Source organism: Streptomyces sp. NPDC127106, assembly GCF_042677605.1.
GTDB lineage: Bacteria > Actinomycetota > Actinomycetes > Streptomycetales > Streptomycetaceae > Streptomyces.
Genome location: NZ_JBHXTC010000006.1, coordinates 102,809 through 116,882 on the forward strand (window position 1 = coordinate 102,809; position 14,074 = coordinate 116,882).

Annotated in this window: 12 protein-coding genes; 5 read left to right on the top strand and 7 right to left on the bottom strand. The window is 71.8% G+C overall.

Translation table 11 applies throughout. From position 1 onward, the window contains the following. Window positions 1-22: 22 nt before the first annotated feature. The gene (locus ACFVGY_RS08680; protein WP_385673424.1) at window positions 23-2,029 is read right to left on the bottom strand and encodes a CocE/NonD family hydrolase; all 2,007 of its coding nucleotides are present in this window, start codon (window positions 2,027-2,029) and stop codon (window positions 23-25) included. A gap of 345 nt (window positions 2,030-2,374) precedes the next feature. On the opposite strand from ACFVGY_RS08680, the gene ACFVGY_RS08685 reads away from it, so the two are divergent. From ACFVGY_RS08685 to ACFVGY_RS08700, 4 genes are all read left to right on the top strand, one after another. After that, entirely contained in the window at window positions 2,375-3,385 is a 1,011-nt protein-coding gene (locus ACFVGY_RS08685) for a polyprenyl synthetase family protein (RefSeq protein WP_385673130.1), read from the top strand. A gap of 262 nt (window positions 3,386-3,647) precedes the next feature. Then, window positions 3,648-4,874, top strand: a complete 1,227-nt coding sequence (locus ACFVGY_RS08690; RefSeq protein ID WP_385673133.1) for an outer membrane lipoprotein carrier protein LolA — start codon at window positions 3,648-3,650, stop codon at window positions 4,872-4,874. Between the two features lie 140 nt (window positions 4,875-5,014). Continuing rightward, window positions 5,015-5,218, top strand: coding sequence for a plasmid partition protein ParG (locus ACFVGY_RS08695; protein ID WP_256987143.1), 204 nt, complete (start codon window positions 5,015-5,017; stop codon window positions 5,216-5,218). Beyond that, on the top strand, window positions 5,215-5,631 hold the full coding sequence (locus ACFVGY_RS08700) for a hypothetical protein (RefSeq protein WP_385673137.1): 417 nt from the start codon (window positions 5,215-5,217) through the stop codon (window positions 5,629-5,631). The genes ACFVGY_RS08695 and ACFVGY_RS08700 overlap by 4 nt, the downstream gene beginning before the upstream one ends. 21 nt (window positions 5,632-5,652) lie before the next feature. Here ACFVGY_RS08700 and ACFVGY_RS08705 read toward each other — a convergent pair whose 3' ends face one another. The 3 genes from ACFVGY_RS08705 to ACFVGY_RS08715 form a co-directional block, all read right to left on the bottom strand. Further along, the gene (locus tag ACFVGY_RS08705; protein WP_385673140.1) at window positions 5,653-6,969 is read right to left on the bottom strand and encodes a M28 family metallopeptidase; all 1,317 of its coding nucleotides are present in this window, start codon (window positions 6,967-6,969) and stop codon (window positions 5,653-5,655) included. 232 nt (window positions 6,970-7,201) lie between these two features. After that, window positions 7,202-8,170 carry an EamA family transporter RarD gene (gene rarD, locus ACFVGY_RS08710; protein ID WP_385673143.1) on the bottom strand — a complete coding sequence of 323 codons (969 nt, stop codon included), beginning with the start codon at window positions 8,168-8,170 and terminating at the stop codon, window positions 7,202-7,204. 164 nt (window positions 8,171-8,334) lie between these two features. Beyond that, window positions 8,335-9,189, bottom strand: coding sequence for an NmrA family NAD(P)-binding protein (locus tag ACFVGY_RS08715; protein ID WP_385673146.1), 855 nt, complete (start codon window positions 9,187-9,189; stop codon window positions 8,335-8,337). Between the two features lie 202 nt (window positions 9,190-9,391). On the opposite strand from ACFVGY_RS08715, the gene ACFVGY_RS08720 reads away from it, so the two are divergent. Then, window positions 9,392-9,748, top strand: coding sequence for a winged helix-turn-helix transcriptional regulator (locus ACFVGY_RS08720; protein WP_385673426.1), 357 nt, complete (start codon window positions 9,392-9,394; stop codon window positions 9,746-9,748). Between the two features lie 61 nt (window positions 9,749-9,809). Here ACFVGY_RS08720 and ACFVGY_RS08725 read toward each other — a convergent pair whose 3' ends face one another. The 3 genes from ACFVGY_RS08725 to ACFVGY_RS08735 form a co-directional block, all read right to left on the bottom strand. Beyond that, complete coding sequence (locus ACFVGY_RS08725; RefSeq protein WP_385673149.1) at window positions 9,810-10,877, bottom strand: 2-oxoacid:ferredoxin oxidoreductase subunit beta; 1,068 nt, start codon at window positions 10,875-10,877, stop codon at window positions 9,810-9,812. Further along, entirely contained in the window at window positions 10,870-12,825 is a 1,956-nt protein-coding gene (locus ACFVGY_RS08730) for a 2-oxoacid:acceptor oxidoreductase subunit alpha (RefSeq protein WP_385673152.1), read from the bottom strand. The genes ACFVGY_RS08725 and ACFVGY_RS08730 overlap by 8 nt, the downstream gene beginning before the upstream one ends. A gap of 394 nt (window positions 12,826-13,219) precedes the next feature. Continuing rightward, window positions 13,220-13,879 carry a LuxR C-terminal-related transcriptional regulator gene (locus tag ACFVGY_RS08735; RefSeq protein ID WP_385673429.1) on the bottom strand — a complete coding sequence of 220 codons (660 nt, stop codon included), beginning with the start codon at window positions 13,877-13,879 and terminating at the stop codon, window positions 13,220-13,222. Between the last annotated feature and the right edge of the window lie 195 nt (window positions 13,880-14,074).

Sequence of the window (14,074 nt, forward strand, 5' to 3'; positions counted from 1 at the left end):
TACGCCGAACGCCCGGGCCCCGTCACCCCGCAGTGCGCGGCAGGCGGCGCTCCCACGTGCGGTGGAAGACGATCTCCTCCCCCTCCCGACACACCAGCTCGTCGGAGGTGAGGAACGCGGCCCCGTCGCAGCCGATCTCCGAGCGGGTCTCGATCCGCACGTCCCAGCCCGTCTCGGGCCGGTGCAGCCGGATCCGCCACGTGGAGCGGGTCCGGGCCGACAGGGCGTCCCCGTCCTGGATCTCGTACACCTCGCCCACCTCCTCGGTGGACTCCAGCCCGTCCGGGTACGCCCGGGTCCCGCCGTACCGCGGGTCCACCTCCAGCCGCCACGCCCCGCGCGCGACGTCCCGTACGACCATCCGCTCCGGCCGCGGCTCGTCCAGCGTGGCCGGGACGGCCACCCCGAGCGGCGGCGCCTGTTCGGGCGGTCCGAAGGCGACGGCGCCGTCCGTGGCGGGGGAGGGGAAGCGCACCGGGAGGACGAGGGCGCTGCCCGCCGGGTCCAGCGTCCAGCCGGCCTCCGAGCCGGCCCGCGGCCAGAGCCACGGCCAGTACGCCGAGGACAGGGCGAGGCGGATGCGGTGGCCCGGCGCGAAGGCGTGCCCGATGCCGTTCAGCTCGAACACCACGTCCTCGTACGCGCCCACCGGCCACGGCACGGCCTGCTCCCGGCCCAGCCGCGCCGACAGGTTCAGCGCGCCCCGCGTGACCAGCGTGGACGAGCCGTCCGGCGCGACGTCGCACAGGCGGGCGGCCACCTGCCCGTGCGGGACGTCCATCCGCAGCCGCAGGGTGACCTGCGGGCGGCCCAGGACCTCCAGGGGCGTCCCGCCCGCCACCGGGAACTCGAAGCACGCGGACTTCGCGTCCTCCTCCCGCTGGTCCGGCGGCAGGTCGGCGTCGTTGCCGTACGGGCGGAACCGCCCCGCGTCCAGGCCCGTGTGCTGCGGCGAGGCCACGGCCACCGGCGCGCCCTGGAGCCCGTACGTGACGGGGGTGACGGCGGGGGAGGGCCAGGCCGGGTCGCCGGCCCAGCGGCCGGGCAGCACCTCGTACGTGGTCGCCGGCGGGTGGGAGGCGGAGATCCAGGACCGCAGCAGGGGCTCGTCCATCACCCCGTTGGCGGAACCCCTCAGCCAGTGGTCCCACCAGCGCAGCGTCTCCTGGAGGAAGCCGATCGCCGGGCCCGGCGGCAGCCCGCGGTCGGGGTACTGGTGCGACCACGGGCCGATCAGGCCGCGCACCCGGTCGGCGGGCAGGTGGGAGACCAACCGCAGCACCGTGTCCCGGTACGGGTCGTGCCAGCCGCCCACCGCGAGGACCGCCGCGCGCACGGCCCCGTAGTCCTCGCAGACACTGCCCTGCATCCAGTGGGCGTCACGGGTCTGGTGCGCCAGCCAGGTGTGGACGGGCGGTTCGACCGACTCCAGCCGGGCCAGCCACTGCTCGCGCCAGCCGTCGCCGGCGTACTGCGGGTCCGGCGGCCGGGCGGCGAAGGCCAGCAGCGTCGCGGACGCCGCGTGCAGGTCCGCGGCGAGCACCGAGCCGCCCGCGTAGTGCGCGTCGTTGTCGAAGCGGTCGTCCGTGGAGCAGACGGTGACCACGGCCTTGAGGGCCTCCGGCGCGAGCGCCGCGATCTGGAGGGAGTTGGTGCCGCCCCACCCGATCCCGAACATCCCCACCGACCCCGTGCACCACGGCTGCGCCGCGAGCCACTCCACCACCGCGACCCCGTCGGCCAGTTCCCGGTCGGCGTAGGCCTCGCCCGGGCTGCCGCCGCTGCACCCGTGGCCGCGTACGTCCACCCGCACCGAGGCGTAGCCGTGGCCCGCGTACCAGGGGTGGCGCTGCCCGTCCCGCGGGGCCGTCCAGTCCGTCAGCCGGTACGGCAGGTATTCGAGCAGGGCCGGGACGGGTTCGGCGGTGAGCGGGCGCCAGATCCGCGCGTACAGCTGCACGCCGTCGGGCATCGGGATGCGCACGTCCTCGTGCGCGGTCTCGTGGGGGAAGCGGGTGCGGATGATCACGTCCACGGGGCCGTCCGCCTCCCCGTGGGACCGGCGGCGGCCGGGACGGGCCGCGCGGACGTCAGCCATCCGACGGCCGCCATACGGGTGGCCGCGGCGCCGTCCGCGGCGACCGGCTCCGCCGGATCCTCCCTCTCGGTCACAGTTTTGGGCAAGGCGCGCGCTCCGGTTGACTCGGCTCATCACGAACATACCGGGGTATTCGGGGCAGTGCGTCGGCGGTGGCGTGACGGGTGCTCTCGGTGATCCAAATCGGACCGGATAGGCTGGCTTGAGTGAAGGCAGCGACACATCGACAATCCAGGTGATCGTCAGCGTGATCGTCAGCAGACAGGAGTACCCCTCGTGACCGTCGTCGGGCCGTTCGGACTGAGCGTGCGGGACCAGGCTCTTGAGACCGATGTCCAGGCCGGACTGGCCGCCGTGGAGGCGGGTCTGCTGGAGGCCACCAAGAGCGAGGTCCCCTTCATCACCGATGCCGCGCAGCACCTGGTCAAGGCCGGCGGCAAGCGGTTCCGCCCGCTGCTGGTCATGCTCGCCTCGCGCTTCGGCGACCCCTACGCGCCCGGGATCGTGCCCTCCGCGGTGGTCGTGGAGCTCACCCACCTGGCGACGCTGTACCACGACGACGTCATGGACGAGGCGGACGTGCGCCGCGGCGTGGCCAGCGCCAACGCCCGCTGGGGCAACTCGGTGGCCGTCCTGACGGGTGACTTCCTCTTCGCCCGCGCCTCGCACATCCTGGCGGACCTCGGCCCCGAGGCCGTGCGCGTCCAGGCCGAGGCCTTCGAGCGGCTGGTGACGGGCCAGATCCTGGAGACCGCAGGCCCGCGCGACGGCCGCGACCCGGTCGACCACTACCTCGACGTCATCGCCGGCAAGACCGGCTCGCTGATCGCGGTCTCCGGCCGGTTCGGCGCCCTGATGTCCGGCGCCGACGAGTCCGTCGTCGACATCCTGACCCAGTACGGCGAACGCCTCGGCACCGCCTTCCAGCTCGCCGACGACGTCCTCGACATCGCCTCCGACTCGCACGAGTCCGGCAAGACCCCGGGCACCGACCTGCGCGAGGGCATCCCGACGCTGCCCGTGCTGCGGCTGCGCGAGAGGGCGGCGACCGGCGGCGACCCCGCCGACCTGGAGCTCGTACGCCTCCTGGACGGCGACCTGACCGACGACGCCCGGCACGCCGAGGTGCTCGCCCGGCTGCGGGTGCACCCCGCGCTGGAGCAGGCCCGCCGGGACACCGTCCGCTACGCGCAGGACGCCCGCGCCCTGCTCGCGCCGCTGCCGGACTGCGCCGCCAAGGCCGCGCTGGAGGAGCTGTGCGACGCGGTGGTGCACCGCGCCGGCTAGCTGCCGCCGCCCGGGTGACACCGGGTACGACCGAGGTCACACACAGGGGCCCGGCATCCCCTACGGGTAGGGGATGCCGGGCCCCTGTCATGTCATCCCCTGGGCGTACACGGAGTTGAGTCCGCGGAGTGACGCCCCGACCCCCTCCTCTTTGGTCAGATGGAGATACATCCCCACCAGAACGGGTGAGAGTGGCGGCGCGGGGTGGACAGGTACAGGCATGAAGGAAGGCCGCCGCCGTACACAAAGAGGTAGGGCAGACATGGCAACGAACGCAAAGTCCCGCAAGGCCGCCCGGTACGCCGTACCGGTCGCGGTGGCGGGCGTGGCCGCCGCGACCGTGGCGATGGTCCCGGCCTTCGCCAACGCAGGCAGCCCGGACCTGCCGAAGGTGACGGCCCAGCAGCTGATCGAGAAGGTCGCCGCCTCGGAGGTGGAGCAGTTCTCCGGCAGCGCCAAGATCAGCACCGACCTGGGGCTGCCGTCCCTCGCGAGCGGTCTCCTCGGCGGAGCGGGCGGCGGTGGCGTCGCCGGAGGGTCGGCCGACCCGCAGGACAAGCTCGCCCAGCTGGCGAGCGGCAGCCACACGCTGCGGGTCGCGGCCGACGGACCGGACCACCAGAAGATCACGTTCGTGGACGGCAAGGACGAGTACAGCCTGATCCACAACGGCGCGGACGTCTGGGGCTACGACAGCAAGGCCGGCGAGGTCTGGCACCAGAAGGACCCCGAGGCGGGCAAGGCGGCCGGCCAGGACCACAAGAAGACCGCCGACCGGCTCGGGGCCTCCCCGCAGGAGCTGGCCCAGGAGATCCTCAAGGCGGCCGGCCCGACCACGGACGTCAGCGTCGGTGACAACGCCCAGGTGGCCGGCCGGGACGCGTACCAGCTGGTGCTCAAGCCCAAGCAGAGCGGCTCCACGGTCGGCTCCGTCAAGATCGCCGTGGACGCCAAGAACGGCGTGCCGCTGCGCGTGCAGCTGCTCGCGGCCGAGGGCGGCAAGCCGATCGTCGACGCCGGCTTCACGAAGGTGGACTTCGCCAAGCCCGCCGCCGACACCTTCGCCTTCACCCCGCCCAAGGGCGCCAAGGTGACCGAGGGCAAGGAGGGCGGCCCCGAGGGCGGCCCGGGCCACGGCAAGGACTTCAAGGGCCTGGAGGCCTTCCCCGGCCTGGACGCCATCACCGGCGGCGCCGGCGGCAAGGGCGGCGACGGGGACATGAAGGTCCTCGGCGAGGGCTGGGCGGCCATCGCCCGGATCGACACGGGTGCCGGCCGCAGCCTGAAGGAGCTGGAGAACGACAAGAACACCCCCAAGGAAGCCCAGCAGTTCCTCAACTCCCTCGGGGACAAGGTCTCCGGAGGGTTCGGCGAGGGCCGGCTCTTCAAGACCCGTCTGGTCAACGCACTGATCACGGACGACGGCAAGGTGTACGTCGGCGCGGTCACCAAGGACGCGCTGGTCCAGGCGGCCACGGCGAACAAGTAGGCCGCCGCGCCCCGGACCGCATCCGGGGCGTGCGGGGCCGTGTGGGGCCGCACACCGGAGGGTGGGAGGGGACTGTGTCCCTTCCCACCCTCCGGCCGTTCTGGCCGTGCGTACAGCAGCCCCGCTGTACCGTGTGGGGCATGTCGAGACACGTCACCATCCGCCTGGACGAAGAGTTCCACGAACGCCTCAAGGCGCGTGCGGCGGCACAGGGGACGACGGTGACCGCGCTGATCACCGAGGTAACGGAACGCGAGCTCGACGAGGACCGGAAGAACTTCCTTTCCGGGATAGAGGAGTTCGCCGTTCACTGGGGCTACTTCCAGGAACGGTTCGGCAATTGAAGATCACCATGGAGTGGGCCTGGACCGCTCTGGCCCACCACCTCCCGTCCGATCCCGCCGTGTGGGATCCCTCCGGGGTGGCCGCCGCGGTCGCCCGGCACCAGAACGACCTCGTCATGGTGCCCGAACAGCCCGCCCCGGACACCGCGTGGCGGGCCGCCGCGTTCCTGCACACCCTCGCCGTGTGCCCGGCGCTGGAATCGCCGATGAACGAGTTCTACGCGGCCGCCGCCACCCGCTCCTACCGGCGGGTGGCGGGGGCCGAGCAGCTTCCCTCGCCCGAGCAGCTCGGAGACCTGGTCGAGGCGGCGAAGCTGGGCCGCGCGGACGTCGCCGCCGTGGCCGAGGAGCTGCGCGCCCTGATCAGGGAGCCGTCGGGCGCCTCGCTCCGGGCCCCTGCCGAGGGCGCGTAGCGCCACCGGCAGGGGCGTCGGTCAGAAGGTGATCTTCCAGCTGTTGACGTAGCCCACGTCCTGTGCGGCCACGTCCCTGACCTGGAGCTTCCAGACGCCGTTGGCCGCCTCGCTGGACGCGTTGACGGTGTAGGTCTGGACGAGGTTGTCGGCGCTGCCGCCGCTCCGGTTGTGCAGGTTGTAGACGGTGCCGTCCGGGGCGATCAGGTCGACCACCAGGTCGCCGCGGTAGGTGTGGACGATGTTCACGTCGACCTTGGTGGTGGCCGGGGCGTTGCCGGCCACACCGGAGACCGTGATCGGCGAGTTCACCGCGGCGCCGGGGTAGTCCGGGACGTTCACGTCCGCCGTGTTCTCGAACGAGGGGCCGGGCGGGACCGGGGTGGCCGCCCCGAGGTTCCAGACGGCGTAGGCGACGGCGTCCGCGTTGCGGTCGAGCGCGGTGTCGTTGATGTTCGACGTGGTGTCGCAGGAGGAGTGGTAGCAGCGGTCGAAGGACTGGCCGGCCGTGCCGCCCCACTTCTGCGCCTGGGCCGAGGTCTTGGTGTTGCTGGCGCCGGTGAACAGGCCGCCGACCGCGATGCCCGCGTTCTTGAAGGAGGCGTGGTCGGAACGCCCGTCGCCCTCGGTCTCTATCTCGGTCGGGACGCCGATTCCCGAGAAGTAGTTCTTGAAGGTCTGCTCGATCGTCGGGTCGTCGTCGTAGACGAAGTAGCCCGGGTTCGGCGAGCCGATCATGTCGAAGTTCAGGTACCCGGAGATCTTCGCCTTCTCCGCGCTCGGCAGGCTGTTCACGTAGTACCTCGACCCGATCAGGCCGAGCTCCTCCGCACCCCACCAGCCGAACCGCAGGTGCTTGGTGGGCTGGAGCTGCGCGCGCGAGACGGCCAGCGCGGTCTCCAGGACGGCGGCCGAGCCCGACCCGTTGTCGTTGATGCCCGGGCCGGAGGTCACCGAGTCGAGGTGCGAGCCGGCCATCAGGACCGAGTTCGGGTCGCCGCCCGGCCAGTCGGCGATCAGGTTGTAGCCGGTGGCGCCGCTGGAGGTGAACGTCTGCAGGGTGGTGGTGTACCCGGCCGCGTCCAGCTTGGCCTTCACGTAGTCGATCGAGGCCTTGTAACCGGCCCTGCCGTGGGCGCGGTTGCCGCCGTTGGCGGTGGCGATGGTCTGGAACTGCGTCAGGTGCGCCTTGACGTTGGCCAGCGGGATGTCGGGCGGGGTGGGGGCCGCGGTCGCCGCCGTGGGCGAGGCCAGTGCGGCGGGGGCGGTGGAGGCGAAGAGGCCGGCGACCGCGAGCGCGGTCACGGCAGCAAGGCGCCGAGGGACGAACAGGCTCATGTGGGGGCTCCGGGAATTCCGTTGGGGATTGAACGGAACGTGCGGGGATAGAGCAGGTGAGCGATCGTGCGTCAGTGCGCCTGATGTTGAGTGAGGATATGACTGTCAGTCAAGACCGCGTTTCGGTCAGGGTGGTTCGGAAAACGGACGATCCCCGTCACGCTGGTTCCGTGACGGGGATCCTGGGGGTATTGGGGCGCCGCGGGGGCGCGTTGCGGGGAGGGCTGCCGGTCTATGCGCGCTCGGGTTCCGGAGCGGCCGCCGCGGCCGGGGCGTTCGCGGGGGCCGTGGCTCCGGCCGTCTCCAGCCGGGCCCGGGAGCGGCGGGCGGTGCGTATGGCGTCCCAGGTCAGCAGGGCCAGCGCGGCCCAGACCAGGGAGAAGCCGGCCCAGCGCTCGAACGGCATGGCCTCGTGGAAGTACGCGACGCCGAGCAGGAACTGGAAGACCGGGGCCAGGTACTGCAGCAGACCGAGCGTGGACAGCGGGACCCGGATCGCGGCCGCCCCGAAGAAGACGAGCGGGATCGCGGTGACGAGACCGGTCGAGGCGAGCAGCGCCGAGTGCCCGAGGCCCTCGCTGCCGAAGGCGGACCGGCCCTGGGTGCCCAGCCACAACAGGTAGCCGAGGGCGGGGAGAAAGAGCAGGGCGGTCTCCGCGGCCAGCGACTCCACGCCGCCCATGCCCAGCTTCTTCTTGATCAGGCCGTAGCTGGCGAAGGAGAAGGCCAGGACCAGCGAGATCCACGGCGGCCGCCCGTACCCGATCGCGAGCACCAGTACGGCGAGGAAGCCGATGCCGACCGCCGCCCACTGGGCGCGGCGCAGCCGCTCGCCGAGCAGCAGGACGCCGATGGCGATGGTGACCAGAGGGTTGATGAAGTAGCCGAGGCTGGACTCGACGACCGCGCCGTTGTTGACGGCCCAGATGTACAGGCCCCAGTTCACGGAGATCACCGTGGCGGCCAGGGCGGTCATGCCGAGCTTGCGGGGCGCGCTCAGCAGCTCCCGTATCCAGCCCCAGCGGCGCATGACCAGCAGCAGTACGCCGACGACGGCCAGCGACCACACCATGCGGTGGGCGAGGATCTCGACGGCCCCCGCAGGCTTGAGGAGCGGCCAGAAGAGGGGGACCAGTCCCCATATTCCGTAGGCGCCGAATCCGTAGAGCAGTCCTGTGCGCTGCTCGTTCTCCGCCTTCACGCGGGCCTCCCGTCACATTCCGGCCAACCTCATCCAAGAACCTAGCGCCGCGGGCCCTCGATGTCATGTGCATAAGCGGGAGATACTGATGACAGCGCCGGGGCCTTGTGGGGTCCGGGCCGGGCGGACTCACGCAGGTCGCACCCGGCCCCCCCGTACGGGCCTCAGGCCAGGGCGGCGGCGATGGCCTCGGTGACCGGCGTGGTCGGGCGGCCGATGAGGCGGGACAGGTCGCCGCCGGTGTGGCCCAGGCTGCCGCGCGAGATGGCCGCGTCCACGTCGACGAGCAGGGCGGCGAAGCCCTCGGGGACTCCCGCGCCGGTCAGGGCGGACAGGTGGGCGTCGGCGGGGAGTTCGGTGTAAGCGATCTCCTTGCCGGACTGCACCGAGACCTCGGCCGCGTACTCGGCCATGCTCCAGGCGGTGTCGCCGGAGAGCTCGTAGATCCGGTTCAGGTGACCCTCGCCGGTCAGGACGGCCGCGGCCGCGGCGGCGTAGTCGGCCCGGGCGGCGGAGGCGATCCGGCCCTCGCCGGCACTGCCCACGACGGTCCCGTGCTCCAGGACGCCGGCCAGCTGGGCGGTGTAGTTCTCGTGGTACCAGCCGTTGCGCAGGAAGGTGTAGGGCAGGCCGGATTCCAGCACGGCCCGCTCGGTGACCTTGTGCTCGGCGGCCAGCTCGAAGTCGGCCTCGGGGCCGCCGAGGATCCCGGTGTAGGCGAGCTGGGCGACGCGGGCGGCCTTCGCGGCCGCGATCACCGCGGTGTGCTGCGGCACCCGGCGGCCGACCGCGTTGCCGGAGATCAGCAGGACCCGGTCGCCGGCGCGGAAGGCGTCCGCCAGGGTCTCGGGGGCGTCGTAGTCGGCGATGCGCACCTCGACGCCGCGCTCGGCCAGGTCCGCGGCCTTGGTCTTGTCGCGGACGGCGACGGCGATCTCCGTGGCGGGGACCCGGGTCAGCAGCTCCTCGACGACGAGGCGGCCGAGGGCTCCGGTGGCTCCGGTGACGACGATGCTCATGATGCTCTCCCTGGGGCGGGTGGTGCGTGGGGTGTGTCTGGTGGGTGTGTCTGGTGGGTGTTTCTGGGGGTGTTTCTGGCTGTGACACCACCGTAGGGAAAGCGCTAACCTTTCGTAAGTACCCACTTCAAAGTAAGGTACTGGTATGGCAGTAAGTGATGGGGAACCCCCCAAGCAGCACCCGCCCGCCGCCGCCCCGGCCATGAGCGTGAAGGCTCCGATGTGCCCCTCCCGCGGGGTCCTGGAGCACGTCACCAGCCGCTGGGGCGTGCTGGTGCTCGCCGCCCTCGTAAAGCGCTCGTACCGCTTCAGCGAGCTGCGCCGGGAGATCGGCGGGGTCAGCGAGAAGATGCTCGCCCAGACCCTCCAGACGCTGGAGCGCGACGGCTTCCTGCTGCGCGACGCCAAGCCGGTCATCCCGCCGCGCGTGGACTACTCGCTGACCGAGCTGGGGCGCGAGGCCGCCGAGCAGGTGTGGGCGCTGGCGCGCTGGACCGAGCGGCGCACCCCCGCGGTGCAGGCGGCACGGGCCGCGTACGACGGGGCCCGGAACTCCTGAGGAGTTCCGGGCCTCAGCCGGTGCGCGGTCCGCGCCGGCGTGCGGTTCGCGGGTATGCGCGCTAGCCGACGACCGTCCAGGTGTCGTTGCCGGCCAGCAGGCTGCCCAGGTCGCCCTTGCCCTTGTTCTCGACCGCCGTGTCGAGCTGCTCGGCCATGAGCGTGTCGTAGACCGGCCGCTCCACGCTGCGGAACACCCCGATCGGCGTCTGGTCCAGCGTGTCCGGGTCGGCCAGCCGGGACAGCGCGAACGCGGTGGTCGGGCTGGCGCTGTGCGCGTCGTGGACCAGGATCCGCGCTTCGTTCTCCGCGGTCACGTCGACGACCTCCAGGTCGCCGGTCGCCGGATCGCGGACGACGCCCTTGTGCCCGCCCGCGCCGAAGCGGATCGGCTGCCCGTGTTGCAGGCGGATCACGGCCTCCTCGGCCCGGTCCTTGTCCTTCAGGGCCTCGAACGCGCCGTCGTTGAAGATGTTGCAGTTCTGGTAGATCTCCACGAGCGCCGTGCCCGGGTGGTCCGCGGCCGCCCGCAGCACCTCGGTCAGGTGCTTGCGGTCGGAGTCGATGGTGCGGGCCACGAAGGACGCCTCGGCGCCCAGGGCCAGGGACACCGGGTTGAAGGGCGCGTCCAGCGAGCCCATCGGCGTCGACTTGGTGATCTTGCCGAGCTCGGAGGTGGGGGAGTACTGCCCCTTGGTCAGCCCGTAGATCCGGTTGTTGAACAGCAGGATCTTCAGGTTGACGTTCCGCCGCAGGGCGTGGATCAGGTGGTTCCCGCCGATGGACAGGGCGTCGCCGTCACCGGTGATGACCCATACCGACAGATCGCGGCGCGAGGTGGCGAGCCCGGTCGCGATGGCCGGGGCCCGGCCGTGGATGGAGTGCATCCCGTACGTGTTCATGTAGTACGGGAACCGGGACGAGCAGCCGATCCCGGAGACGAAGACGATGTTCTCCCGGGCCAGTCCCAGCTCCGGCATGAAGCCCTGCACCGCGGCCAGGACCGCGTAGTCGCCGCAGCCCGGGCACCAGCGGACCTCCTGGTCGGACTTGAAGTCCTTCATGGACTGCCCGGCCGCGGCCTTCGGCACCAGGGAGAGCAGGGTCGGTGCGTCGGTCACCTCAGTCATGGACGGCCTCCTTCAGAACCTTCGCGAGCTGCTCGGCCTTGAACGGCATTCCGTTGACCTGGTTGTACGACTCCGCGGCGACCAGGTACTTCGCGCGGAGCAGCGTCGCGAGCTGCCCGAGGTTCATCTCCGGCACCACCACCTTGTCGTAGCTCCTCAGGACCTCGCCGAGGTTGCCCGGGAAGGGGTTCAGATGGCGCAGGTGGGCCTGCGCGATGGGCAGCCCGGCCGCCCGCAGCCGCCGGACGGCGGCCGTGATCGGGCCGTACGTGGAGCCCCAGCCGATGACCAGGGTCCGGGCCCGGTCCGGGTCGTCGACCTTCACGTCGGGGACGTCGATGCCGTCCACCTTGGCCTGCCGGGTGCGGACCATCAGGTCGTGGTTGGCCGGGTCGTAGCTGATGTTGCCCGTGCCGTCCTGCTTCTCGATGCCGCCGATCCGGTGCTCCAGGCCCGGGGTGCCCGGGACCGCCCACGGGCGGGCCAGGGTCTGCGGGTCGCGCTTGTACGGCCAGAAGACCTCGGTCCCGTCCGCCAGCTCGTGGTTGGGTTCGGCCGCGAACCGCACCCGCAGGTCCGGCAGCTCCGACACGTCCGGGATCCGCCACGGCTCGGAGCCGTTGGCCAGGTACCCGTCGGAGAGCAGGAACACCGGCGTCCGGTACGTCAGCGCGATCCGGGCCGCGTCCAGCGCGGCGTCGAAGCAGTCCGCCGGCGTGCGCGGGGCGACCACCGGCACCGGGGCCTCGCCGTTGCGCCCGTACATGGCCTGGAGCAGGTCCGCCTGCTCCGTCTTGGTGGGCAGACCCGTGGACGGGCCGCCGCGCTGGATGTCCACGATCAGCAGCGGCAGCTCCAGCGAGACGGCGAGGCCGATCGTCTCGGACTTCAGCGCCACACCGGGCCCGGACGTGGTCGTCACGCCGAGGCTGCCGCCGAAGGCCGCGCCCAGCGCCGCGCCGATGCCGGCGATCTCGTCCTCGGCCTGGAAGGTCCGTACGCCGTAGTTCTTGTGCCGGCTCAGCTCGTGCAGGATGTCCGAGGCCGGGGTGATCGGGTAGGAGCCCAGGTAGAGCGGCAGGTCGGCCTGCCGGCTCGCGGCGATCAGGCCGTAGGCCAGGGCCAGGTTCCCGGAGATGTTGCGGTAGGTGCCGGTGGGGAAGGCGCGGGTGGCCGGGGCCACCTCGTAGGACACCGCGAAGTCCTCGGTCGTCTCGCCGAAGTTCCAGCCCGCCCGGAACGCGGCGACGTTCGCCTCCGCGATGACGGGCTTCTTCGCGAACTTCTGGCGCAGGAACGACTCCGTGCCCTCGGTCGGCCGGTGGTACATCCAGCTGAGCAGGCCCAGCGCGAACATGTTCTTGCTGCGCTCGGCCTCCTTGCGGGACAGCCCGAAGTCCTTCAGCGCCTCGATCGTCAGGGTCGTCAGCGGCACGGGGTGGATGTTGTAGGCGCCCAGCGAGCCGTCCTCCAGCGGGGAGGTCTCGTATCCGACCTTCGCCATCGGGCGCTTCGTGAATTCATCGGTATTGATGATGATGTCCGCGCCGCGCGGCACGTCCCCGATGTTCGCTTTCAGCGCCGCCGGATTCATCGCGACCAGGACGTTCGGGGCGTCGCCCGGCGTCAGGATGTCGTGATCGGCGAAATGCAGCTGGAACGAGGAGACGCCCGGCAGGGTTCCGGCCGGGGCGCGGATTTCGGCGGGGAAGTTCGGCAGGGTGGAGAGGTCGTTCCCGAAGGACGCCGTCTCCGAGGTGAACCGGTCGCCGGTGAGCTGCATACCGTCACCCGAGTCACCCGCGAACCGGATGATCACCCGATCGAGGCGGCGCACTTCCTTGCCGCCCCCCGGGCCCGGGGGCGTCCGCTGCTCGCCGAGGACGGCCGTCTCGGCCCCCTCGGCCCCGTCGGCCTGCTCGGCTGGGCTACTGACCTGGCTGGTCACTGAACTGGACCTCCTTCGAGGCTCGGCGTTCCCGCTCCCACGGCCAACCCTACGTCGGTACGCCTGCCTTTATCGGAAACGTTCGTACTCCGGACCATCTTCCGAGGGGCGGTCGGCCGGCGGAATTCCGCGGGATTTCGCCGGATTCACCGGGATTCCCGGATTCCGTTTCCTGATGCCGTGCGGGAAAGCACGGGAGCCCGATGGTGTGAGCCCCGTGCGGCGGGATGCGGCCGGAAGCAGTACTCCACTGGCTGACAGAGTGTCAGTCGATCAAGGGCGGGACAAGGCCGGCCGGGGTGACGGCGGGAGCGGGGCGGGGCGGAGGTGGGGTCCGGGGCGGGGTCCGAGGGGCGGCCGGCGGTCGTGGCCGCCCGCCGCCGGCCGCCGTCCGTCAGGACCGGAGGTAGGTCAGCACCGCGAGGACGCGGCGGTGGTCGCCCACGCTCGGCGACAGCCCGAGCTTCATGAAGATGTTGCTGACGTGCTTCTCCACCGCCCCGTCGCTGACCACCAGCTGCTTGGCCACCGCAGAATTGGTCCGGCCCTCGGCCATCAGGCCCAGCACCTCGCGCTCGCGGGGGGTCAGCCCGGTCAGTACGTCCTGCTTACGGCTGCGGCCGAGGAGCTGGGCGACCACCTCGGGGTCCAGCGCCGTGCCGCCCCTGGCCACGCGGGCGACCGCGTCCACGAACTCCCGCACGTCCGCGACCCGGTCCTTGAGGAGGTACCCCACCCCGGTACTGGATCCGGCCAGGAGTTCGGTGGCGTACTGCTCCTCCACGTACTGCGACAGCACCAGCACCCCGATGCCCGGGTACGCGCGCCGCAGCCGTACGGCGGCCCGGACGCCCTCGTCGGTGTGCGTCGGCGGCATCCGCACGTCGGCGACCACCACGTCCGGCAGCGCACCCTCCGCCGCGAGCTCCGCCACCGTCTTGACCAGGGCCTCCGCATCCCCGACGCCCGCGACGACGTCATGCCCCCGGTCGGTCAGCAGGCGGGTCAGACCCTCCCGCAGCAGCACCGAGTCCTCGGCGATGACCACCCGCACCCTGTCTTCCACGATTCAGCAGCTCCCGCGTCCACACGTTCCGGCGATGTACTCCGACCGGGCCAAGCATTCCAGCCCCGGCGGGCGGACGCGGTGCGTACGGATCGGGAGGAAAACGGATGTGGATCTTCCGGAGGGTCGGCCTCAGCGGCCGCGGCGGAGCCGACGGCGGTTCGGCAGCGCCCCGAGGGGGCC